The sequence below is a fragment of the Pseudomonas rustica genome (assembly GCF_018336155.1).
GTDB lineage: Bacteria > Pseudomonadota > Gammaproteobacteria > Pseudomonadales > Pseudomonadaceae > Aquipseudomonas > Aquipseudomonas rustica.
The window spans coordinates 1-22917 of the sequence record NZ_JAGYHF010000008.1; the positions used below are offsets into that span (position 1 = coordinate 1).

The window sequence follows — 22917 nt, forward strand, 5'->3', positions numbered from 1 at the left end:
TGCGTTGTGTCAGTCAATGTAATGCTGACTGACACGGCCTCTTCGCGAGCAAGCCCGCTCCCACAGGGGTTATGTGTTGAGCGTTAGATCGAGATAAAGGCACCGAAAGGTGCCTTTTGCATATCTGCCAGCGGCAAACCGACATTGCCCGGTGTCGCATGTCGCCCTCAGTCTGATAACGTGCGTCTATCGATTGCAGCCGGTATGCTTGGCCCGCATCTTCATGGACGCTTTGCTATGACCCTCACAGAATTACGCTACATCGTTACCCTCGCCCAAGAGCAGCATTTCGGCCACGCGGCCGAGAAATGCCACGTCAGCCAGCCGACCCTGTCGGTGGGCGTGAAGAAACTTGAAGACGAACTCGGTGTGCTGATTTTCGAGCGCAGCAAGAGCGCCGTGCGCGTGACCCCGGTCGGCGAAGGCATCGTCGCCCAGGCGCAGAAAGTTCTTGAGCAAGCCCAAGGCATCCGCGAACTGGCCCAGGCCGGCAAGAATCAGCTGACCGCACCGCTGAAAGTCGGCGCGATCTACACCGTCGGCCCGTACCTGTTCCCGCACCTGATTCCACAACTGCACCGGGTCGCCCCGCAGATGCCGTTGTACATTGAAGAAAACTTCACCCACGTGCTGCGCGACAAACTGCGCAACGGCGAACTCGACGCGATCATCATCGCCCTGCCGTTCAACGAAGCTGACGTGCTGACCCTGCCGCTGTACGACGAGCCGTTCTACGTGCTCATGCCGGCCCAGCACCCGTGGACGAAAAAAGAAACCATCGACGCCGGCCTGCTCAACGACAAGAGCCTGCTGCTGCTCGGCGAAGGTCACTGCTTCCGCGATCAGGTGCTCGAAGCCTGCCCGACCCTGACCAAGGGAGGCGACGGCGCCAAGCACACCACGGTCGAATCCAGTTCGCTGGAAACCATTCGCCACATGGTTGCGTCCGGTCTGGGCATCTCGATCCTGCCGTTGTCGGCCGTCGACAGCCATCACTACGCCCCCGGCGTGATCGCAGTGCGTCCGCTGTCGCCACCGGTGCCGTTCCGCACCGTGGCCATCGCCTGGCGTGCGAGTTTCCCACGGCCGAAAGCCATCGAAATCCTCGCCGACTCCATTCGCCTGTGCTCGGTGGCCAAGCCAGCGACACCGGTTACGGCCGGTTAAGCGAGCGTCATGACTGAGCTGTCGCAAGTGTCGGTGACGGCACTCAAGGGTGTCGGTGAAGCCATGGCCGAGAAATTGGCCAAGGTCGGTCTGGAGAATCTCCAGGACGTGTTGTTTCACCTGCCGCTGCGTTATCAGGATCGCACCCGCGTGGTGCCGATCGGCCATTTGCGACCGGGTCAGGACGCCGTGGTCGAAGGCACCGTCAGCGGCGCCGACGTGGTCATGGGCCGCCGCCGCAGCCTCGTCGTGCGCATGCAGGATGGCACCGGCGGGCTAAGTCTGCGCTTCTACCATTTCAGCAACGCGCAGAAAGAAGGCCTCAAGCGCGGCACGCGGATTCGCTGCTACGGCGAAGCCCGGCCCGGCGCCTCAGGGCTGGAAATCTACCACCCGGAATATCGCGCGATCACCGGCGACGAACCACCGCCGGTGGATGAAACCCTGACCCCGGTTTATCCGCTGACCGAAGGCCTGACCCAAGCGCGTCTGCGTCAGCTGTGCATGCAGACGCTGACCATGCTCAAGCCCGACACCCTGCCCGACTGGCTGCCGACCGAACTGGCGCGCGACTATCAACTGGCGCCGCTGGCCGACGCGATCCGCTACCTGCACAACCCGCCCGCCGATGCCGACGTCGACGAACTCGCACTCGGTCATCACTGGGCGCAGCATCGTCTGGCCTTCGAAGAGCTGCTGACGCATCAACTGTCGCAACAACGTCTGCGCGAAAGCATGCGCTCCTTGCGCGCGCCGGCGATGCCGAAAGCGAAAAAGCTGCCGCCGAAATATCTGGCGAATCTTGGCTTCAACCCGACCGGCGCCCAGCAGCGCGTCGGCAACGAAATCGCCTACGACCTCAGTCAGCACGAACCGATGCTGCGGCTGATTCAGGGTGACGTCGGCGCGGGTAAAACCGTGGTCGCCGCCCTCGCCGCTCTGCAAGCGCTGGAAGCCGGTTATCAAGTCGCGCTGATGGCGCCGACCGAGATTCTCGCCGAACAACACTTCATCACCTTCAAACGCTGGCTCGAACCGCTGGGCATCGAAGTGGCGTGGCTGGCCGGCAAGCTCAAAGGCAAGAACCGCGTCGCCGCGCTGGAACAGATCGCCAGCGGCACGCCGATGGTGGTCGGCACCCACGCGCTGTTCCAGGACGAAGTGAAATTCAAGAATCTGGCGCTGGTGATCATCGACGAACAGCATCGCTTCGGTGTGCAGCAACGTCTGGCGCTGCGGCAGAAAGGCGTCGGTGGACGCATGTGTCCGCATCAACTGATCATGACCGCGACACCAATTCCACGGACGCTGGCGATGAGCGCTTACGCCGACCTCGACACCTCGATCCTCGACGAGTTGCCGCCGGGTCGAACCCCGGTCAACACCGTGCTGGTCACCGACACCCGCCGCGTCGAAGTCATCGAACGCGTGCGCGGTGCCTGCGCCGAGGGCCGTCAGGCCTATTGGGTGTGCACGCTGATCGAAGAGTCGGAAGAGCTGACCTGTCAGGCCGCCGAAACCACTTTTGAAGATCTCACCCTCGCCCTCGGCGAGTTGAAAGTCGGGCTGATTCACGGGCGCATGAAACCCGTCGAGAAGGCCGCAGTCATGGCCGAGTTCAAGGCCGGTAACCTGCAACTGCTGGTCGCGACCACGGTGATCGAAGTCGGTGTAGACGTACCCAACGCCAGCCTGATGATCATCGAAAACCCCGAGCGCCTCGGCCTCGCGCAACTGCACCAGTTACGCGGCCGTGTCGGTCGGGGCAGCGCCGCCAGCCATTGCGTGCTGCTTTACCATCCGCCGCTGTCGCAGATCGGTCGCCAGCGTCTGGGCATCATGCGTGAGACCAACGACGGTTTCGTCATCGCCGAAAAAGACCTCGAACTGCGCGGCCCCGGTGAAATGCTCGGCACCCGCCAGACCGGATTGCTGCAATTCAAGGTTGCCGACCTGATGCGCGACGCCGACTTGTTGCCCGCCGTCCGCGACGCTGCGCAAGCGCTGCTGGAACGCTGGCCGACCCACGTCAGCCCGTTGCTTGACCGCTGGTTGCGCCACGGGCAGCAATACGGCCAAGTGTGAGCACCGTCGCAGTTTCTGACAGCTCGTTCTGACCAAGCTGGTTATACTCCTGCCATTGTTTCAAAAACGGATACAGACCATGACCGAAGCCGCTCTCGCCCCCGAATCCCCGCACGCGCCGTCTGTCATTCGGCTGCTGCTGGACAAGCTCGGGATCGCCTACGAAGAAGTGCTCGACCACCACGGCCTCAATGCCTCGCGCAAGGTACAAGCCGTGTTGCTGGACGACGCTGTCGGCGCGCTGATGGTGCTGTTTCCGCAGAGCCAGTTGCTCGACCTCAATCGCCTCGCCGAACTGACGGGCCGTCGCCTGACCGCCGTGTCGACCGAGCGCCTGCAAAAGATGCTCGGCAAACACAGCCTGAGCCTGCTGCCAGGCCTGCCGGCACTGACCAGTTCGCCGTGCCTCTACGAAGAAAGCCTGCTGCGCGAGCCGAAGCTGCTGATCAACTCCGGTGAGCCGGGCGTGTTGCTGGAAATCACCAGCGAAGCCTTCAAAAGCATGCTGACCAAGGCCAGCGCCGCCAACTTCGGCGAAGCGCTGAACAGCATCCGCCCGAACCTCGACCGCCCGGACGATGACCGCGAGGAAATCACCCAGGCCGTGCAAGCGTTTACCGCACGGCGCATTCAGCAGCGCCTGGAAGCGACCATCGAGATTCCGCCGCTGGCCGAAACCGCGCAAAAAATCATCAAGCTGCGCGTCGACCCGAACGCGACCATCGACGACATCACCGGCGTGGTTGAAACCGACCCGGCGCTGGCCGCACAAGTGGTGAGCTGGGCGGCGTCGCCGTACTACGCCTCGCCGGGCAAGATTCGCTCGGTAGAAGACGCGATCGTCCGCGTGCTCGGTTTCGATCTGGTGATCAACCTCGCGCTGGGTCTGGCCCTCGGCAAGACCCTGAGCCTGCCAAAAGACCATCCGCAACACTCGACGCCGTACTGGCAGCAGTCGATCTACACCGCCGCCGTCATCGAAGGCCTGACCCGCGCCATGCCGCGTGCCCAGCGCCCGGAAGCCGGCCTGACCTACCTCGCCGGTCTGCTGCACAACTTTGGTTATCTGCTGCTGGCCCACGTGTTCCCGCCGCACTTCTCGCTGATCTGCCGCCACTTGGAGGTCAACCCGCACCTGTGCCACAGCTACATCGAGCAACACCTGCTCGGTATCAGCCGTGAACAGATCGGCTCGTGGCTGATGCGCTACTGGGACATGCCGGACGAACTGGCCACCGCGCTGCGCTTCCAGCACGATCCGAGCTACGACGGCGCCTACGCCGAATACCCGAACCTTGTCTGCTTGGCGGTGCGCCTGCTGCGTGGACGCGGGATTGGCTCGGGCCCGGATGAAGACATTCCAGACGCCCTGCTCGAACGCGTTGGCCTGACCCGCGAAAAAGCCAACGACGTCGTCAGCAAAGTCCTCGAAGCCGAAGTCCTGCTGCGCGAACTGGCGTCGCAATTCAGCCAGGGCTAAAACAAAACAGGCCCGCTCCCCCAAGGATTTACACAATCCCCCTGTGGGAGCGAGCCTGCTCGCGAAGAATCCAACTCAATCTATCAGACCGCCCCTGATCGTTCCCACGCTCCGCGTGGGAATGCATCCCGTGACGCTCCGCGTCACCAAAGGCTCAAGCCTTAGGCTTAGCCTTCCTCGGCACTAAATACTTCATCAACCCCTGAAACCACATCACCAGCGCCGGATTGCCCTTCAGCTGAATCGACTTGTCCTGAATCCCCTGCATAAACGCCAGCTGCTTGTTCTTCGCCTGCATCGTGGCAAAGCCATAACCGGCATCTTTAAACGCAATCGCAAACGCCGGCTCTGCCACCACGCCAGACTTGCTGGTGATGCGCTGATCCTTGACCACGAAATGCCGCGCCACTTTCCCATCCAGCGTCTGCAGCTGAAAGACCAGATCCTTGTCACCCAACTGCTGCTGGAACGCAGGATTTGTCCGGCTGGCCTTACCCATCAACAGACCCAGCATCCACAGAAGAAAACGAAATTTCATGCGCACAGCCTCAAAAGGAAAATGAACGGCCGGGGCAGTGTAAGGGATTCGGACGATAACGCCAGTATCTGACGCTGTTGGAAGATGATGCAGACCATTTCCCGCACGATGACCGCCAAGTCACGATTCCCAACCCCGCCAATGATCGTTCCCATGCTCCGCGTGGGAATGCCTCCCGAGACGCTCCGCGTCTCACCCTTCACCTTTCCTACACCTGTTGAAACACAACCCTGTAGGAGCTGCCGAAGGCTGCGATCTTTTGATCTTCCCCCCTGCAACTCCTTAGGAAATTTCCCGCAAAGCACGGCGGCATGCGTGAACCAGGCGAGTTGAAGGTTCATCGTTAACCTAAATCCGTCACCGCAAAATCAGTGACCGGATGTGCAAGTCCGAACTTCGGAGCAACTTTTTCCAACTCCAGAGGATTTACCCGATGACTCCTTCACCACACGAAGCCCCAGCAGCTACCACCCCATCCGACCCCGCAGATGAAGTAACCCTCGACAAAGAAGCCGCCGAACGCGCCTTCGCTCACTACTTCCCCGCACACCCCAAAAAACCGCCTAAACGCCGCGAAGGTAGCCTCTTTAACATCTGCGACGATGTCGACACCGAAGCCCTGCTGGCCAACGCATCGGAAGACCTGCTATCCATCAGCGCCATCGCCGCAGATCTGGCCGATGACATCGACGGATCACGCCGGTCAGTTGCCTTGGCGCTGAGCAGAATGGCGGGTGGGGTGCATTTGATGGTGGAGGGAGCGCTGGATAACATTGAGGCGCGGGCTGCAGCGGGTTAGGCAACTGCAGTATTTCGAGACAAAAAGGGGGACGCTAAGTCCCCCCTTTTTTCAGCTGTCTTTTGATAAATCCTTGGCAAAAAAAAGCTGCCGATAAGAACAGCTCTTTCGAGAATCCGCTAACTTCAGCCAGCCAGTCGACCGACAGGCTCAAAATCAGCGCCTTTAGACAGTGCTACATCCAGAAATCGGCTGGGCTTATTGGAGCGATTGGCCAGAACTTCGCGAGCTTCGCCCTTTAACCGAGAAGCCATCATAGGCTTAGATTCATGTTTAGACTTTTGCATGGAATCCCTGCGGATATCGAGATTTGACTGGATAGTAGAGGCGCGTCTCCCCGAATAACAAGTCAAGAATAAAGGAATATTGAATCTTTTTTCGTTAGCGGAGAGATGAACAAAACGCAGCAGAAATCACAGAAAACGCTTTTAAACCAGCCATTACATCAACGATTGTGCGTCACCCGATTCTGCAGCACACACAAAAATTTCCAGCGACGCTTCAATCAACTCCACACTCAGCGCGTATTGCTCAAGAAACCCCAATCCACCTAGCGCTTCGGCATGCTGATAACAAAAATTCTCGGCGCGGCTCATTCCCGGGTTATCTGTTGCGACAAGATCCTTCTCACTGATCGACCAATCCTCAACCCCCTCAAGCACCCAGCACGCCTGACGAGAGAAGTTGAAGATTTTCACATTGCTGTTACCCGCTCGCTTATCCACCACGTTGACGTGACTGTCATCGACTTCTTCGATTTCGACTCCTGGTGTCTTGCCGGGCGTGATTGCAGCCATCAGCGGATAGGTGAAAGTAGTTCCACTGACACCTGAGGTCGAAGGCTCAAAGGTAATTTGATCCTTCCCAACTACCGGTTTCAACACCAGCGACTTGACTGTCATCGCAGTGAGACGGCGTTGTGATTCGCGGTTGGCGGAAAACGCCGTCAGGAAAGGCGCGAACTCCTCCGAGGGGCAACCGTCGCTGGTTGGCGCCGTCGAAGCGCTCTTGTCTGATGCAAGCTCAGGGACAATCTTGTCCAGATATGCCGAGCGCTCACGACTCATTCTGGCGATGCACGAGTTAACTGCGAACACATGCGCCGGCATCCCCGTCTCGATCTCGAATGCCTCCAAAGGGCAGTTCGCATCGCGCAATTTCAACCACGCACGCTGCGACTCTTTAACCTTCGCCGCGTATTCCGCGCCCAACACCGGATCTGCTCGATAGCCAGATTCAAGTCGCGCCATCAATTGCTTGTAGCTGACATTCAACTGCGCATCAGCAGCCTTCTTCGCCGCCTCCGAGCAGGGCACCATTTCCAGACTTGAGGTGACATGGCTGCAGTCGTCCTGCGCATAGACTGCTGAAATTGGCAGCAGCAATGCGGCTAGTAGGGTAATAACGAAATGCTTCACTGCATTTATCCTTGAGTCATTCAGGCTTACACCTTCCGCCCCTGCTTCACAGGGGCCTAAATGTTCTCTTTTACGCTCGCACACTTACTCCCGCCTAAAAGGCTTCTTACTTTCAATTAATTAGATCCGAACCTACTCACACCATTATTTAACTCTCTCGATTGCTCTAGAAGGAATTAGGCGTTCTTTACCTTGACTCCTCATCGCAGCGATATAATCCCGATAGTACTGCTTCGACTTCACCTTGGCACTGCTCCACAATACATCAGCAATGTTGAGCTTGAGAACCACGCGCTCGGGCGAAACGGCTTCAACCTTAGAAAGCAAAGAATAAGCAAGCTCGTCAGAGCCAGCTTCTCCCAGAGCAAAGCCAAAATCATTATAGATTCCGGAGTTAACTTTCGTCATCGGATATTCTCTAAACAACGAGTTAAGTCTCTCTTGCGTCAAATAAGATTTCAGAGCTTCATAATCTTTATCTTTCAGCCTTGCTATAACGATCTCATGAGACAACTCCAGAGAGTCATGACTAGCTCCGCGAGCAATCTCCTTTAGCTTCTTCGAGGCAAGCGCTCGTGTTGAATACCAAAAATAATCAACGCCCCCTTCTTCTAGGCTTCCTTCATACCCAGAAATAGATGAAGCAAGCTTTTTGTTATTCACTAGGGTTCGTAATTCCTTATCGCTATAGACGTAGGAAACAAAATCCGTCCCTTTTAAATTAACCCCTGGATGCATAACAGCCCAGCTACACGTAAATACAAAAAATGTGTTTCCCGCGCTCACCGTGTAAGCATCATGCAACTGTGCGTCTCCACCCTCATGCTCGCAAACATCTGGAAATTCAGTACTTCCTTTCCCCGCTACAAGCAACTCGCCGTGGAGTGTTTGATTCCCCTCTGAACCTACATAATAAAATCTGGCGCTTTGAGACAAGCCAAAAACAGGATCGAGGCTAACTATTTTCTCATCAGCAGTTACAGACATAACAGGAAAAACAAGCGACATTACCAATAATACAAATTTCATAAACCCATCTCCTCCGCAACCATATCCTTAAGCAACTTGAATAAATTAATACGCTCTTGAAGCCCGGTAGTTCCGCCATTGACCTTTATAGAAATATCAGAAACATGACCATCAATGTCTGACATCGTTCTCAGAGCCAGAGAATCATCAATAGCTTGATTTATCTTAAACATCGACCACCAAACAAAAGCAGATTCAACTCCATATTTTACGCTTTCCATTATCAAATCTGGATTAGCAACAAAATCCTGAAGATCCGAAGGGTCAGCTTGGTTGTGGATTTTCGTATATTGTCGATAATTATACTTCCCCGTCAGCTGGATCACCCCACGACCACGATACTTGTACCCTTCTCCACTAGCCTCATTACCGTTATCATTCCTATTGGCATAGACATAGCTTCCAAGCTTTGCAGGGTTATGTGCGTACGTCTCAGGCTCACTCCAAAGCTTTGGTCGGAGCCTAGGCAAAACTTTGCACTCGTCAGTTGACGCCTCATATCCTTTTGCATTATTACGACAGCCGAACTGTTTTCGCATACCAATCGCAGTGTAATTCAAATCTTCAGAGGTGACTTTAAATCCACTTTCATGGCCCACCTGCGCTAAAAAATGCGCCACCCTTAGAGGGTTATCAACCTTGTACAGCTCTGCGTACTTGTTTAGATAAGGCAAAATTTCTTCGCAATAGGCGTCTGTAATGCTGGGCTTGGCCGCCTTCAACATTGCTTGAGTAATTAATTTTCGTGCTGATTTCCCGGAGAAATTTCCTATTAAAGCTATCGGGTGAATATGCCAGACCTTGGCGCCATCGATACCGTGCTGACCAGCCAGCTTGTCCCACCACCCTAAGCGTTCAATTCGGGTTTTTTCTTCCTTCCAGGCTTTATTCGGGTCTGACTCTGTGTGGCCCATTATTTCATCCAGCGCATTCCACTTTCCGCTCTCGTAGAACCACTCGTTCTCGTATCGTGTGGCCATATAGGAAATAGGCTGGGAAAACCAGGGCTTTGCCAATGCTGTTTTAATTTCATCAGTGGTGAGTTTTTTATCCCCATTGCCATCAAGAATTTTATATAGCCGTTGTTTCGCCGACCCTTCTTCAGCACTCTCGATATTTGGCGAATAGGCGGTTTGCTCCTCCTCACTCAGGCGTTCTTGCGCATGAAGAAAAGCAGACAGATGGTCCACGTTGCTCCCAGCCTCTTCTAAGAAACTGAAGCCTTCCCACTCAAAGGGAGAATGGCGTGACAACGCAGTATCCGGCTCTGCAAACCACCCGCTAATTTCATTCCCCTCTGCATCACCAAGCAATCCATCCAGACGCCACCAAAGCGTGTAGGTGGTGGTTCCCCCCATAACAACAGGAACTTTGATCTTTTTTTCCGCTGGTAGCGCGTCCAACACTCCGACTGGAACAAAGAAGTCATATCCAACTTTTTTGTGGGGATCGCTCACCTTAGGAGGATTTGTTGCGCTCATTCCTTGCGTGTGAGTGACCAACACGCTGTCTTTTGGAATTTTTACGAGCGTTTTTCCGGCCGCAGGCAACCCCGCAGCTTTTTCTTTACTCAGTCCGGTAAATGCCTTTACGTCTTCGCAGCTAAACACCTCGACGTGCAATAAATTCTTCGGGGCCGAATCCGAATGGTTTTGATATTTCCCCACATGACCGATCAGACTCCCTGCTGTAATCGGGAATGGAGTTGTCAGAACATGCACGGCGTCCTTTTCGGCAGGCTCGCTTTTGGATTCAAGTTGCCCCTCCCAGACATATCCGAGCACCTCAGCAGGTGCCAACGGAGGAACAGCATTCCCGCTGACAATTTCCAACAGTTTCTGGTATTTGCCACGCGTCCCGTCGCTCCCGATCCTGACTTGCGTGCCGTGGGGCAAAATGGCTTTTGCAGCTCCTGACTGGCTCGCAGTAGCGCGAACAACGAGACCTTTCTGAGGTGGATTCATCGGGTCTTTTGCAGCGGTACCAATGACGTAAGTGTTGGGTGTCGAACCGGCTGTCATCTCTCTCTTGAATACCCAGCCTGTTCCGGGCTGGAGGTCGGTATTAGCGGGCGTGACGCTGACCACCTTAAGCCAGCCGTTTTCTTCTTCACCCGTCTCGACGACCGTACCGCGGCTCAAAACCGTTAACACGGTTGCGTACCCTGACTTGCCACGCGGTTCCTGACGAACACGCAAACCGAGGATTTCATCGTCAGCAGACGCTTTGACTTGCAACGTACCCCCACCCCAAAAGGGTGGTCGCGACAATGCTGGAGTTTCTTCGTAGTTCTTCCACTGCAACAAATGCATGTAAAGACTGAAAAAGTTCAGGCTTGGACCAACCGCTGGCGGTGAAGCGGGCGATCCAGCAGGAGCTGGGGGTGCTGGTTGCACCGGCGCTTCCAATCGGTGTTTAACCAATACAAAACCGGTCGAAAACTCAGCTTCAGCCGTACCGTAGGCGGATTTCGGGTACGTGCTATCTATGCGATAAGCGACCACTTCACCGTCAGCGATGCATTTGACTTCTGCCAGGTCGGGCACTAAACCCGAGGCTTCATCGAAATGAATACCGCCATGCCAAAGACCGTTGGCACCCAACGGGTAGAAACCATCTTTGGCCTTGGCTAAAGCCTTGTAGAACTGCTGCGGATCCGTCGTCCCTGCCGCTCCAACTTTTAATGGATACGACCATTTTTCTACTTTCTTGCTGGTTGTCTCTGTCATTACCAATTACCTGAATTCTGATCCCTGGTGGCTTGGATTGCCGTCGATGTCTTACCCGGAAAAATTGAGCATGCGCTTCGGTTTGCGTTTGATCTTTTCCTCAGGTGCATTCCCCAACGCCTGATCCATCAAACTCCCCGCCTTATCCTTATCCGCCGCCCCCGGCAGCACCGGCGGTTTAATCCCGATCCCTGTACCGGAGCCAGCCGAGCCACCGGCATTGATTTTGATCACCGGCCCAACCACCGTCACGCCGCCCGCATCCAGCTTGATAAAACTCCCCCCACCCAGAATCGTCAGCTCCGATCCCGCCTCAATCACAATCTTGTCGCCCGCCTTCAGGTGGATCTCATTCCCGACACTGGTCAGCTGCGCCGTACCCAGTTTGACGTGCTGGCTCTGCCCCACCGTCAGGTGATCGTCAGCCTTCGCTTCAATCTTGCGATCAGCGATCGTGGTGCGGTGTTCTTCAGCTTTCAGCTCGGTGTAGGTGTTCTTCTCAACCGTGTCGTGACGTTCATTCCCGACCCGAATCTTCTGGTCATGCTCGACGTTCTCATCCCAATCACGCTGGGCGTGGATGTAGATCTGCTCCGCACCTTTCTTGTCTTCGATGCGCAGTTCGTTGTACCCACCGCCTCCCGGGGAGCTAAGGGTTTTGAATACGCTGCGGGTTTTGTTCGCCGGCAGTGCGTACGGCACCGGGTTTTCCTTGTGGTACAGGCAGCCGGTCACCAGTGGTTGGTCGGGGTCGCCTTCGAGGAAGGTGACGAGGACTTCCATGCCGATGCGCGGGATGCTGATGGCGCCGTAGCGGTCGCCGGCCCAGGAGCTGGAGACGCGCAGCCAGCAGCTGGTTTTGTCGTCGGCGAGGCCTTCGCGATCCCAGTGGAATTGCACTTTGATGCGGCCGTATTGATCGCAGTGGATTTCTTCGCCTTTGGGGCCGGTGACCATGGCGGTCTGGCTGCCGAGTACGCGCGGTTTCGGGTGTTCGAGGGCCGGGCGGTAGAACACGTCCCACGGGGTGGCGAGGAAGGTGTTGCGGTAGCCCTGATGGAAGTCGTCCTTGTTATTGGTGGTGTCGCTGGTCACGCCTTCTTCGAGGACTTGCGGTTGTTTGCCTTCGTGGACGATTTCGGTGAGCAGCCACAGGTCGTTCCACTCGCTGCGCGGGTGGTCGGACATTTCCATGAAGTGGCCGCTGACCAGTTTGGTCTGGTCGCCACGCCCTTCGGCCTGACGGTAGTCGGCACGGTGGCGTTCGAGGGCGCGCTGGCTGAGGAACTTGCCGCGCGCGCGGTCGAGGAAGCGGCCGGGGTAGTCGTAGTCTTCCAGATCCGGTTCATTGCTCTCGCCATCCGGTTTGTAGGCGGCTTCCATTTGCAGGCGCGGTTTTTCGAAGTCGTAGTCGCGGCGCATGGTGCGTGTGGTGCGGGTTTCCAGGCGCAGTTTGAAGCCTTTGATCACCGGTTCGTCGGCGACCATGCCGCTGCCCTGCACGTACGCGGTCGGCTGGCCGAGGTTCTGGAACACGGTCTGGTCATCGCCAAACACCAGCAGGTGGGCTTTTTCGCTGTGCTGAAAGTGGTAGTGAATGCCTTCCTCTTCGCACAGGCGCTGGACGAAATGCAGGTCGGTTTCGTCGTACTGCACGCAGTAGTCGCGATCCGGGCACGGCTGGCTGAGCTGGAAGCTGTAGGCGTTGCTCTTGATGCCGTGTTCGTCGAGGATCAGCGCGATGATTTTCGGCGCCGACATCTGCTGGTAGATGCGTTGGTTGGTGCGGTGATGCAGGTATTGCAGCTGCGGCACGATGGAGATTTTGTAGCGGGTCAGGCGCTTGCCGGCATCGCCTTGAGCGACGCGATAAATCTGCCCATGAATGCCGGAGCCCTGCGGATCGAACGCGAGAAAGGCCTGCTTGTGCAGGAGTTTTTCCAGATCTAGATCGGGGTTTTCGCTGACCAGTTCGAGGTCGAAACGATACGGCTGGCTGACACCCTCGGTGCCGGTGAACGACAGCACTTGCAGGTCGCCGACATAGTCTTCCACCGTCAGGCTGAAGTGGGTCTCGTTAGCTGAGTTGAACATTGTGTGCTCCCTGTTCGAATGTCATCCGTTACGCCCGAAAACGCAGGCGTTGCCGCCAGGACGAAGTGGCGCTCATGGCGTCACGCAATTGACCGGCAGTGATGCTGCGTTCTGCCGCATTGAAGCTCAGCGCTTTGCGCAGCGCGGGCCAGCAGTGTTTCGGTAGGTTTTTCGGCGCGTGCAGCTCGCGCTCCAGGTGTTCGTCGCGGGCCAGGGTCGAGGCCACGCGGCGGAACGGCGGCTTGCCGCCCGCCAGTTCGTAAATCACGCAGGCCACGCCGTACACGTCTGCGCCGGCCGACAACGGTTGGCCTTCAAGCAGTTCGGGGGCGGCGTAGCCCGGTGTCCAGGCGTTGAAGCGTTCACGGCTCAGGTGCGGCAGACCGGGCAGCACGCCCTCCTCTGCCTGACCAAGGCCGAAGTCGAAGAGGCGCAGGCCGTCTTCGCTGAGCATGACGTTGCTCGGTTTCAGATCACCGTGCAGCACGCCGCGACAGTGGGCATACGCCAACGTGTCGAGCAGCGGCAGGACGATGTCGCGCAGTTCTTTCCACGGCAGGCCGAGGGGCCGCTCGCAGAGCAATTTGTCCAGGGTCAGGCCACGCATGTATTCCATGGTGATAAAGGCCCGCTGGCAGTCGGTGTCGACTTCAAAAGTGTGTGCACGCACGACGTTGTCGTGGCGCAGGCGTCGGGTCAGGGCGAACTCGCTGTAGAGCAAGGCACTGGCGTCCGGCGATTCGGCAAATTCTTCGCTGAGGATTTTCAGCGCAACGTAAGGGTCGGGATCGCCAAACTGTTCGTGCAGCAGATCCCGCGCCCGGTAAACCGCGCCCATGCCACCGGCCCCGAGCAGACGCTCGAGGCGGTAGCGACCGGCCAACACATCGGGCAGCACACCGATGCTGGCCTTTTTAGGTGCCAGCGCAGGTTCGGCATTGTGCGACTTGGCGAAGGCGAAGTAGGTCAGGTTGCTGGCCTGCTCTTCGCTGATCAACAGGTCATCGATTGGCGATTCGATTTCACTCATTGACGGATCACCACGGCAGTCAGGTTGTCCCGCGCGGAGCCCCGCAGGGCGCCGTCGAACAAACGTTCCAGCGCCACGTGCGGCGCGCTGAGACTGAGGGCGTTGCCGAGGGCATCGCTGCTCAGGCCTTGGTACAAACCATCGCTGCAAAGCAAAAACGCATCGCCCGGATAGACCTCGAGTTCGAGGACGTCCAGGGTCAGTTGTTCGGCCGCGCCGACGGCTCGGGTCAAGGCATGAGCCGCCGGGTGCGCCGCCGCTTGATCGACGCTCATTTTCTGTTCGTCGATCAATTGTTGTTGCAGCGAATGGTCTTTGGACAGCTGATACAGACGCTGCCCGCGCCACAGATAACAACGGCTGTCGCCGGCCCAGATGCAGGCCGCGCGATTGCCTTCCACCAGCAGCGCCACAACGGTGCTGCCCATGACGCTGTCGTGACGGCCGGCGGTGACGGTCAACTCCTGCCCCAAACGCCGGTTCACCCAATGCAGGCACTGGCGAATGGCTTTGAGGCGTTCGTCGAAGTCATCGTGTGGCGGCAGTTCAGCCAGGCTGGCGACGATCAACTGGCTGGCGATGTCGCCACCCTGATGACCGCCCATGCCGTCCGCGACCACCCACAGCCCCTGCTGTGGCGAGTCGAGGAAGGCATCTTCGTTGCGCGCCCGCACCTTGCCCGGGTCGGTACGCGCCGCGCTGCGCCAGGCACTGGCCACGAGCATCAGAGCTGCACCGGCATACGGAAGGTGCGCAGTACGCCCATGTCGAACGGGTTCGGCGAGCGTTGGCTGGTCAGCAGGTAGTTGGCGCGCAGGCCACCCACGTCAGCTTTCAGCACCAGCACGTCGCGACCGTTCAGATACTCGGTCTGCATCAGATCAAACAGACGGAACAGCGACCACGGGCCGGAGTTTTTCTCGATGCCGATCGGACGCCCCGACATCTTGTCCATCACCAGACTGGTGCGACCGTCTTCAGCATCGGTCGGCCATTTGAACGACACCGGCACAATCGGACCGTGACGGTATTCGATGGTCTTGTCGCCGAACTTGAACTCGGAACGGCTGACCGCCGGATCGAGGGTGTACGGCTCGAGTTTGAACTGCACGGTCGGCTCGGCCGGGTTGATCGAGAAGAAGCTCTTGCGAATGGTCAGTGCGGCGGCCATCTGGTCGAGGTAAACCTTGGACACCGGCAGGCTGTGGCCGTCGACGCTGCGCATGCGGTAGTTGCCCGGATCGCCACTGACGAACGGACGCATGTAGTTGTCGAAGAAGCGGTCAGCGATGCCTTGATCCTTGAAGAACTCGCGGAAGTCGGCGATCGCCACGTCGCTGGTGCTGGTGGCGCTGAACGGATAACGCTTGCTGATGGTTTTGCCATAAACGCTGTACAGCTCGTTTTGATAACGGCCGTTCATGTATTGGTACGCATCGTTAAGCACCAGACGCCACGAGTCCTCGGCCAGCACGTTGAACCACACGCTCAGCGGACGCGGCAGACGACCGGAGGCATTGCGCAGGTTGGTCAGCGCATCACGCTGGCCGCTCATGCGGGTTTTCGCCAGTTCAAACGCGGCTTGTTCCGGCGAGCTGGAACGGGCCAGGCTGGCCAGTTGCAGTTGCAGGTCGTTGAGCGCGTTGAGCGCCGGCGTCAGGTCAGCGGCCGGGCCGTTGTTGTCATCGAGCAAACGATGCAGCGGCTCGAAGCGACGTTGCAGCGACTTCTTCGCGGTGTCCGGCAGGTTCTTCGCAACGCTCAGGGCCGAAGCCTTGTCCGCAGCGGCGGCCGCCAGTTTACCGACCTTGCCCAGTTTGCCTTTCTGCTCGGCCAGAGCATCAGCGGCATCGGCGGCTTGATCCACCGGGTCAGCAACAGCCTGGAAGCGGGTGTTCTCGCGCACTTCCGTGAGCAAGGCGAGCACCGGCGAGTTGGCCGACGTCAGGCCCGCCAGTTGCTCGGCGCCTTCACCGGCGTCGTTGATCGGCGGCAGGGCCACCTGGCCAACGGCTTCGCTCCAGTAGTTGGCGTAGTCACGGAAATACAACTGCTCAAGCTCGACCATCAGACGACGCAAGTCCATGTCGCTGATGCCCGCGCCTTCGCCCAGCACCCAGTTGTCACGCAGGATGTCGGTGACCAGAGTCGCGCCCTGCACCGAAAAATACTGCTGATAACCCTCTTGGGTGTAGAAGCCCGGAATCACGTAATCGGTGCCGATAAACAGCGAGCCTTGTGGGCCGAGGTGTTGGCTGAAACGGTATTCCGGCAGATTGCGCGCCTGCTCGCGGAGCATGCGATACACCACGTTGGCCAGCGACTCGCTGCGCAATACCTGCCGCGCCTGGGCGACCAACTGGTCGTTAAGCGGATAGATAAAAGGCTGCTTGAGCAGGCGTTCGAGGTGAGTATTCAGACCGTTCTGCACCGCGGTGTTGCCGGTGTAGCGTTGCGACCAGTCAGTGGCGATCCAGTCCTTGAGCCATGCCGCGTCGCGACGATCCTTCATGTTCAGCATCAGGTACGCGCGCAGGCTGTTGAGCAGCTTTTCACGATCCTGCAAATTGGCGCGGATCTGCCCTTCCAGCTGCGATGCAACCCGTGGCAGCAACTGCGCCTGAAGCTCACGCTCGTAGGCGTCGGCGACCGGCGGATTGACGTCTTCGCCCTGATACAGACCGCCACGCTCGTGGTACGACACGTCGCCCTTTTTCGGGAACACTTGGGTCGCGGCATAACTGGTGTCGAGGGTTTTCAGCACGCCCATCGCGTCATCACGCGGGGTCAGTGCCGAACGTTGCTGCGTCCAGCTCTGCGCCAGCGTACGAAGGTTTTCCAGACGCTCGTAGTTGGCCGAGAAACCACCGGCCCAGAGCATGCCGAACAGTGCCAACGACGCCAGTGCGCCGATGTACAACGCACGCTGGCCCCAATGGATGCGGCTGCGTTCACGCTTATCGAGACCAGCCAGATCCGCTTCGGGGAAGATCACACGGCTGAGCAAGTGGTGAATGAAGCGCGAACGACCGCTGCGCAGCGTCGGCAATACACCGGCGCTCATGCCCAGACTCGCGCCGATGCCGGCGGTGGTCGAATCCATTTCCTGGGTCAGGTGCGGTGCGCTGGTCAGGTAGAAACCACGCAGTTGCGTGGCACGCTGATAACGGTTGCCAGTGAACGCCATGTCGACGAACAGGCACAGGCGCTCGCCGATCTGCCCGAGTTGATGCGGGAAGTCGAGGATGCGGCCACGGCGCTGAGTATCGCGCTCGGAGTGCATGCGCATGATCACCTGGCTGTTGAGGCGACGCAGCAGCTCTTCGAATTCATTGCGCAGTACCGCGACGTCGGTGCCGACCTGATCCTTGCGGAAACTGGTGCCGAGCACCTGATCGCTTTCTTCGCGGCTCAGTTGATCGAAGAATTCGTCGAAGCCCAGCAGCTTGTCAGCCTTGCTCAGCACCAGATACACCGGCACGTCGACGTGCAGTTTCTGATGCACGTCTTGCAGACGGCCACGCACCTGACGCGCGAGGGTGTCGATGTCTTGCTCGCTACCGCCGAGCAGGGTTTCCACCGGAATGGTCACCAGCACACCGTTCAACGGACGGCCACGGCGACGCTTGCGCAGCAACTCGAGCAAGGTCGTCCAGGCGCTGCTGTCGACTTCGGCGTCCGGCTGCGTCAGGTAACGGCCGGCGGTGTCGATCAGCACACCGTGATCGGCGAAGTACCAGTCGCAATGACGGGTGCCGAGGGTGTCGCGGGTCAGCTTGCGGTCGATCTTGTTGATCGGGAATTCCAGACCGGAAAAGTCCAGCAGACTGGTCTTGCCGGAACCCTGCGGGCCGATCAGCAGATACCACGGCAAGTCACTGCGCCAGCGCTCGCTGCGGCCACGATAGAGGCTGGAAGTCTTCAGGGTTTTCAGCGCGTCTTTGAAGCGCGCCTTCAACTCTTTCTGCTCTTCGTCGATCAGCTCTTCACGGCGGATGCGATCCTGACCGTCTTCGCTTTCTTCTTCGGCTTTCTTGCGGATACCGGCGCGCCAGCTGACGAAGACCATGACCAGGCCCCAGATCAGGAACAGCACGGCAATGGTCAGCAGGCGGGAGGTCGGGCTCTCCCAGAACTTGTAGTCATCGACCGCCAACAACGGGCCGACGAACCACACCAGCAGCGCCACGAACAGCACCAGCAGCAGAGTCCAGACCCAGGTCTGGCGCAGGAAGGCGCCGACTTTCTTGAAAAACTTTTTCATCACACGTCCCTGTTTACGGCTGCGACTGCGGTTGCACCGCGGCCGGATCAAGCGGCTGATAAGGTTGCAGAACGGAGTCGCGCTGCTCGCCCAGAACCCAGGCGAAGCCCGAATACATCACCACCAGACAGACCAGCGTGAACAACACCACCATCCACGCCGGCACGATGCGCACCAGACTGCGGCGCTGATCGTTGAGGCCTTCCCAGTGCGGCGACAACTCGCGCGGTACGTCGCCACGCAACTGACGAATCTGACGGTACAAGGCGTCGCGGATGCCTTCGAGTTCGAGCATGCCGCGTGCCTGTACGCGGTACTTGCCCTCGAAACCGAGGGACAGGCACAGGTACATCAGCTCAAGCATCGGCAGGTGTTTGACCGGGTTTTTCGACAGCCGATCGAGCAGCTGGAAAAACTTCTCACCGCCGAAGGTTTCGTTGTGGAAGCTGCTGAGCAGGCTCATCTGCGACCACTCGCTCTCGTTGCCCCACGGAGTAGTCACGACGGCTTCGTCGACCACGGTGCAGAGCACGTAACGCGCGGCCATCACCTGACTGCTTTCGGCGCCGTTGTGCAGGGCGCGCACTTCAAACAACTTGAGCCCGGCGGTCAGGCGCTCGTTGAGCGCGTACAAGTCTTCGCGGCTTTCGCTGTGCTTGAGGCGCACCACTTCCGAGAGCAAATCGGAGGACGCCGCCACCAGCGAATTGAGGCTGATATTGAACGACTCTGCCGGGCGCAGGCGCGCGGCGTAGATCATCCGTTCTTCCAGTTGTTCGAAGCGCGGTGGCGCGGCGAAGTCAGTCAGCGGACTCGACGCCGGGCCGTGGCCCTGACGGTCGAGCAGGACGGTTTTGTCGTCCTGGTTGTGTTCCATGTCCTTGATCATGTCGGTCAGTTCCTGATGGCCCAGAATTTCAGTTCAAGCTCGGCGAATTCGCCGGACACGTGGAACGCGAAACCGCCGGAGCGTTCCAGTTGTGCCAGGTCTTCGGAACTGAGTTCGAGAATGAAATAGGTTTTGTTGGAGTGGAACGCGATCTGCCGCGGGGCCACCGGCAACGGTTTGACCTTGATCCCCGGCAAATGCAGGTTGACCAGTTGGCGGATGCGCTCCACCGGGCCGACCTTGAGGTGCGCCGGCAAGCGGTGGCGCAGTTCTTCGGAATCGCAGTTGGCACTTGCTGCCAGCACGAACGACGCGGTGCCGAGCAGTTTGTGGTCGTGCAACGGCGAAACGATGATGCCGTACTGACGCGCTTGCAGGATCAACTCGATGGCGTGCTGTTCGAGCACCATCGACAGCACCTGACGGATCGCTTCCATCAGTTTGCGGAAGCTGCCGCCCTGATCGGCGTGGGAATAACGGCTGTCCAGACGCGGGCGTTTGCTCTCGCCGGAGAACGTCGCCAGATCGCCAAGCATGGTCAGCAGCGTGCGGTACAACTCTTCCGGGTGCACTTGCTCCAGACCGAGGTAGTGACGCAGCAGCAGTTCGGTGCGGTTGATCAGTTGCAGCATCATGAAGTCGCCAACCTCTGCGCCGCCGACCTTGCCGTTGGAGCGAATCCGCTCGGCAATCGTGTCGCCACGGTGGTTGAGCATGCTGATGACTTCTTTCAGGCACGACAGCAGATAGCTGGACGCGTGAGCCTGAATGTAGGTCGGCACGAAATCCGGATCGAGGCTGATCACGCCGTCGGGCGTGGTGTCGAGCACGTCGCAGATTTTCAGTTTTACGTAGGCCTGATCGCTCTGCTGCTCGCCGAGCATCAGTTTGAAATCCGGGCGACCGCAGCTGACCTGGCTGGCGGAATCGTCGCCGGCGTTGGAGTCAGCCACTTCAGCGTCGTACGCGGTGAAGCGCGCAAGCACGTCGGACTGCTCCGGACGGCGCGCCTCGATGTGGTTACCGGTGACCAGCGGCAGCGCCAGATAAATCGGGGTGTTGCCGGTGTTCGGCGGTACGTCCAGCGCCAGCGGTTCGGTGTTACCGCCGAGTTCGAACAGGCTGCCGTCCGGAAGAATCCCCGAGGCCTGGCTGACCACCAGTTTGCCCATGTTGAGGAACTGCAGGTCGATCTCCAGATTGAGGAAACCCCAGGTGTAACTGCCCAGCAACTGGGTGCGGGTTTTCATCTGGTGATCGTAATAGCGATCGTTGTGCTGGAAGTGCTGCGGCCGCAGCAGCATGCCTTCCTGCCAAATGACTTTATGGGTATTCATGATCAGTTATCCGCCTTGGCGAGCGTTTCTTGGCTGTTGCGGATACCCGTCTGATCGAGGGTCAGATCAGCCTCGGTGAGTTCCTGCGGGGTGACCTGCACGGTGTAGCGCCACTCGGTTTCCGGCAGATCGCGGTAAGCGGCGAGCACGCCCACGTAACGGCTGCCCTCCTCCACGCTGAGCTTCAACTCGACGGTTTCACCCGGGCGCAGTTCGAGTTCTTCGGTGGCCACCAGATCCGGATTGAGGGATTCCTTGGCGCGCTCGTAGAGGCTGAAGAAGTCAGCGTTTTCGAAGGTAACCGGGTGTTTGAGTTCGAACAGGCGCACCACGATCGGCGAAGGACGGCCGTTGAGATCGGGGTTCAACTGATCGCTGCCAGTCAGTTTCAGATTGACCTTGGTCACGTTCGAGTACGGCGATAGCGACGAGCAACCGGCGAGCAACGCCAGCAAAGTGAGCGCAGTCAGCGTCTGGAAAAAAGCGGTCGAGCGGCGAGACATGCGCATCATCCTTGGTGGTCGGTGTGGAGGGTGGAGATCAGGCGGATCTGTTCTTCGTAGGCCTGAGCGAAGTCGCGGGCCAACAGGCGCTCGCTCCAGTCATCGTCCTGACGCAGCGCCTGGTGATAACGGCCGAACGCTCTCCAGCGCCCACCCGATGTTGCGATCAGCGGCTTGTTGTCGCGCTCGAAACGCAGGGTCAATTGCTCCGGCGAGAAGTGCTCCAGCGTGCCGCGTACGGCGGCGCGGCTGGCGGTCAGCAGCGCCACTTGATGCGCCTGCAGATCACGGAACGCGCGGGAGATTGCTTGCTCGGCCGGCAGATGACCGGGTTTGCTTGGCTGCAACAGAATCTCCAGCGCTTCGCTCGGATCGACGGCGAATTTCAGCGGATTCTTGTTGGTGCCCTGGACGATGGTCTGGGCCAGACGCAGCTCGTTTTTCAGCTCCGAGCGCGTGCGCAGGCTCTGTTGTAAACCGCCGACGCTCTGACGCAGCAAACGCGCGGCATTCAGTGCCAGCGCTTCGCGTTCGTCGTGGTTGAGGCTTTTGACGTCGACACCCAGCGCGGCGCCGAAGTGCTCCCAGAAACCTTCGCTTTGCCGTTCAACAGGCTTCGGCGCCGGCGCGGGTTCAGGCTCGACGGGAGCGGCGATCAGCTCCGGCACCATCAGGCTTTCCATGTCGATGCGCGCGTAGTCGGCACGCTGACGGGAATCCTCGGGTTTGGCGGTCGGCGCCAGCAATTCGTCGATTTCCGAATACACGCGCTCTTGCTGCTCGATGGCATTGAGCGGGTCGAGGTCGAGGAACGCGTCGTCGGGAATGATGCTGCCCGCCGCGCGCGGACGGCCGGCTTCGCCGTCGAACGTGGCCGGGTCACGCACTAGTCGCGCACGAATCTCGAAGTCGCCCAGCACGTAGGTGCTGCCGTGCTCGATGCGCACCGGTTCGCCCTTGTGCAGACGCGCGCCGCTGCCGCCGTCCTGAATGCCGTTGCTGCTGCTGTCGGTCAGGAAAAACGAGCCTTCGCGGTAGCTGACAATCGCGTGGTGATTGGACAGGTGACGCTTGCGGTCAGGGATGATCCAGTCGCAATCCTCGCCCCGCCCGATCACGCCACCGGCCTGTTTGAAGGTCTTCTGGCACAACTCCGTGGGCACGAATTGCTTGGTGTTCAGCATTTCGAAAACCAATTCCATGTTTGCTGCTCCTTGCAATCACTTACCGCGATTGGCCGCTTGCGGATCACCCAGCGGGCGATAGTCGTTGTCGTTGAATTTGTAGTTGCCGCTACAGCCGCCAAGGCCGCATAGAACGACGAGGGTCAGCAGGACAGCGTGCCAGTGACGAACAGACATCAGAGGGTCTCCAGGGGTAGACAAAGCACAAAGCGCCGGCCCTTGCGGGCGGCGCCGTTATTAGCGAATTTATTGGTTTGGGAGGCTCTAAACCGAGGCTCAGAGCCAATCCAAGGAGGTGCCACGATCTCCTGTGGCGAGGGGACTTGTCCCCGTTGGGGTGCGCAGCGCCCCCAAAACCTGCCAGCGCGGTC

The 22917-nt window shown here is 58.7% G+C and carries 16 protein-coding genes and 1 pseudogene; 4 read left to right on the top strand and 13 right to left on the bottom strand.

Annotation, left to right across the window (positions count from 1 at the left end; genetic code table 11):
- The first annotated feature begins 237 nt into the window (after positions 1 to 237).
- From KFS80_RS16520 to KFS80_RS16530, 3 genes are all read left to right on the top strand, one after another.
- The gene (locus KFS80_RS16520; RefSeq protein ID WP_053125062.1) at positions 238 to 1167 is read left to right on the top strand and encodes a hydrogen peroxide-inducible genes activator; all 930 of its coding nucleotides are present in this window, start codon (positions 238 to 240) and stop codon (positions 1165 to 1167) included.
- A 9-nt stretch (positions 1168 to 1176) separates the two neighbouring features.
- The gene (gene recG, locus KFS80_RS16525; RefSeq protein ID WP_053125064.1) at positions 1177 to 3252 is read left to right on the top strand and encodes an ATP-dependent DNA helicase RecG; all 2076 of its coding nucleotides are present in this window, start codon (positions 1177 to 1179) and stop codon (positions 3250 to 3252) included.
- Positions 3253 to 3331: 79 nt separating this feature from the next.
- Positions 3332 to 4732 (top strand): aminoacyl-tRNA deacylase and HDOD domain-containing protein, encoded by a 1401-nt coding sequence (locus KFS80_RS16530; protein ID WP_053125066.1) that lies wholly within the window; start codon positions 3332 to 3334, stop codon positions 4730 to 4732.
- A 154-nt stretch (positions 4733 to 4886) separates the two neighbouring features.
- Here KFS80_RS16530 and KFS80_RS16535 read toward each other — a convergent pair whose 3' ends face one another.
- Entirely contained in the window at positions 4887 to 5270 is a 384-nt protein-coding gene (locus KFS80_RS16535) for a helicase (protein WP_212545352.1), read from the bottom strand.
- 424 nt (positions 5271 to 5694) lie between these two features.
- Here KFS80_RS16535 and KFS80_RS16540 point away from each other — a divergent pair, with 424 nt between their 5' ends.
- Complete coding sequence (locus KFS80_RS16540) at positions 5695 to 6069, top strand: DUF6124 family protein (RefSeq protein WP_212545485.1); 375 nt, start codon at positions 5695 to 5697, stop codon at positions 6067 to 6069.
- Between the two features lie 449 nt (positions 6070 to 6518).
- Here KFS80_RS16540 and KFS80_RS16545 read toward each other — a convergent pair.
- The 12 genes and pseudogenes from KFS80_RS16545 to KFS80_RS16600 all read right to left on the bottom strand — a co-directional run.
- A pseudogene (locus KFS80_RS16545) lies at positions 6519 to 7487 on the bottom strand (lysozyme inhibitor LprI family protein); the annotation flags it as partial.
- A 144-nt stretch (positions 7488 to 7631) separates the two neighbouring features.
- A complete protein-coding gene (locus KFS80_RS16550; RefSeq protein ID WP_212545353.1) occupies positions 7632 to 8516 on the bottom strand; it encodes a hypothetical protein in 885 nt (294 codons plus the stop codon).
- Entirely contained in the window at positions 8513 to 11245 is a 2733-nt protein-coding gene (locus tag KFS80_RS16555) for a hypothetical protein (protein ID WP_212545354.1), read from the bottom strand. Before KFS80_RS16555 ends, KFS80_RS16550 begins: the two co-directional genes overlap by 4 nt.
- Before the next feature lie 51 nt (positions 11246 to 11296).
- Positions 11297 to 13339: a type VI secretion system Vgr family protein gene (locus KFS80_RS16560; RefSeq protein ID WP_212545355.1), complete on the bottom strand. Its 2043-nt coding sequence runs from the start codon at positions 13337 to 13339 to the stop codon at positions 11297 to 11299.
- Between the two features lie 28 nt (positions 13340 to 13367).
- A complete protein-coding gene (locus KFS80_RS16565) occupies positions 13368 to 14369 on the bottom strand; it encodes a serine/threonine-protein kinase (RefSeq protein WP_212545356.1) in 1002 nt (333 codons plus the stop codon).
- A complete protein-coding gene (locus KFS80_RS16570) occupies positions 14366 to 15094 on the bottom strand; it encodes a PP2C family protein-serine/threonine phosphatase (RefSeq protein ID WP_212545357.1) in 729 nt (242 codons plus the stop codon). The genes KFS80_RS16565 and KFS80_RS16570 overlap by 4 nt, the downstream gene beginning before the upstream one ends.
- Entirely contained in the window at positions 15094 to 18633 is a 3540-nt protein-coding gene (tssM, locus tag KFS80_RS16575) for a type VI secretion system membrane subunit TssM (protein ID WP_212545358.1), read from the bottom strand. Before tssM ends, KFS80_RS16570 begins: the two co-directional genes overlap by 1 nt.
- Positions 18634 to 18646: 13 nt before the next feature.
- Positions 18647 to 19522 carry a type IVB secretion system protein IcmH/DotU gene (icmH, locus tag KFS80_RS16580; protein ID WP_212545359.1) on the bottom strand — a complete coding sequence of 292 codons (876 nt, stop codon included), beginning with the start codon at positions 19520 to 19522 and terminating at the stop codon, positions 18647 to 18649.
- A 5-nt stretch (positions 19523 to 19527) separates the two neighbouring features.
- Positions 19528 to 20859 (bottom strand): type VI secretion system baseplate subunit TssK, encoded by a 1332-nt coding sequence (gene tssK, locus KFS80_RS16585; RefSeq protein WP_212545360.1) that lies wholly within the window; start codon positions 20857 to 20859, stop codon positions 19528 to 19530.
- Between the two features lie 2 nt (positions 20860 to 20861).
- A complete protein-coding gene (gene tssJ, locus KFS80_RS16590; RefSeq protein WP_053125087.1) occupies positions 20862 to 21362 on the bottom strand; it encodes a type VI secretion system lipoprotein TssJ in 501 nt (166 codons plus the stop codon).
- A 5-nt stretch (positions 21363 to 21367) separates the two neighbouring features.
- On the bottom strand, positions 21368 to 22564 hold the full coding sequence (tagH, locus tag KFS80_RS16595) for a type VI secretion system-associated FHA domain protein TagH (RefSeq protein WP_212545361.1): 1197 nt from the start codon (positions 22562 to 22564) through the stop codon (positions 21368 to 21370).
- Between the two features lie 18 nt (positions 22565 to 22582).
- The gene (locus KFS80_RS16600; protein WP_053125091.1) at positions 22583 to 22723 is read right to left on the bottom strand and encodes a hypothetical protein; all 141 of its coding nucleotides are present in this window, start codon (positions 22721 to 22723) and stop codon (positions 22583 to 22585) included.
- Positions 22724 to 22917 lie beyond the last annotated feature (194 nt).

Bases quoted from the DNA above. Each gene is read 5' to 3' on its own strand.
- KFS80_RS16520 (WP_053125062.1), top strand. From the start codon at position 238: ATGACCCTCACAGAATTACGCTACATCGTTACCCTCGCCCAAGAGCAG.
- recG (WP_053125064.1), top strand. From the start codon at position 1,177: ATGACTGAGCTGTCGCAAGTGTCGGTGACGGCACTCAAGGGTGTCGGT.
- KFS80_RS16530 (WP_053125066.1), top strand. From the start codon at position 3,332: ATGACCGAAGCCGCTCTCGCCCCCGAATCCCCGCACGCGCCGTCTGTC.
- KFS80_RS16535 (WP_212545352.1), bottom strand. From the start codon at position 5,270: ATGAAATTTCGTTTTCTTCTGTGGATGCTGGGTCTGTTGATGGGTAAG.
- KFS80_RS16550 (WP_212545353.1), bottom strand. From the start codon at position 8,516: ATGAAATTTGTATTATTGGTAATGTCGCTTGTTTTTCCTGTTATGTCT.
- KFS80_RS16555 (WP_212545354.1), bottom strand. From the start codon at position 11,245: ATGACAGAGACAACCAGCAAGAAAGTAGAAAAATGGTCGTATCCATTA.
- KFS80_RS16560 (WP_212545355.1), bottom strand. From the start codon at position 13,339: ATGTTCAACTCAGCTAACGAGACCCACTTCAGCCTGACGGTGGAAGAC.
- KFS80_RS16565 (WP_212545356.1), bottom strand. From the start codon at position 14,369: ATGAGTGAAATCGAATCGCCAATCGATGACCTGTTGATCAGCGAAGAG.
- KFS80_RS16570 (WP_212545357.1), bottom strand. From the start codon at position 15,094: ATGCTCGTGGCCAGTGCCTGGCGCAGCGCGGCGCGTACCGACCCGGGC.
- tssM (WP_212545358.1), bottom strand. From the start codon at position 18,633: ATGAAAAAGTTTTTCAAGAAAGTCGGCGCCTTCCTGCGCCAGACCTGG.
- icmH (WP_212545359.1), bottom strand. From the start codon at position 19,522: ATGATCAAGGACATGGAACACAACCAGGACGACAAAACCGTCCTGCTC.
- tssK (WP_212545360.1), bottom strand. From the start codon at position 20,859: ATGAATACCCATAAAGTCATTTGGCAGGAAGGCATGCTGCTGCGGCCG.
- tssJ (WP_053125087.1), bottom strand. From the start codon at position 21,362: ATGTCTCGCCGCTCGACCGCTTTTTTCCAGACGCTGACTGCGCTCACT.
- tagH (WP_212545361.1), bottom strand. From the start codon at position 22,564: ATGGAATTGGTTTTCGAAATGCTGAACACCAAGCAATTCGTGCCCACG.
- KFS80_RS16600 (WP_053125091.1), bottom strand. From the start codon at position 22,723: ATGTCTGTTCGTCACTGGCACGCTGTCCTGCTGACCCTCGTCGTTCTA.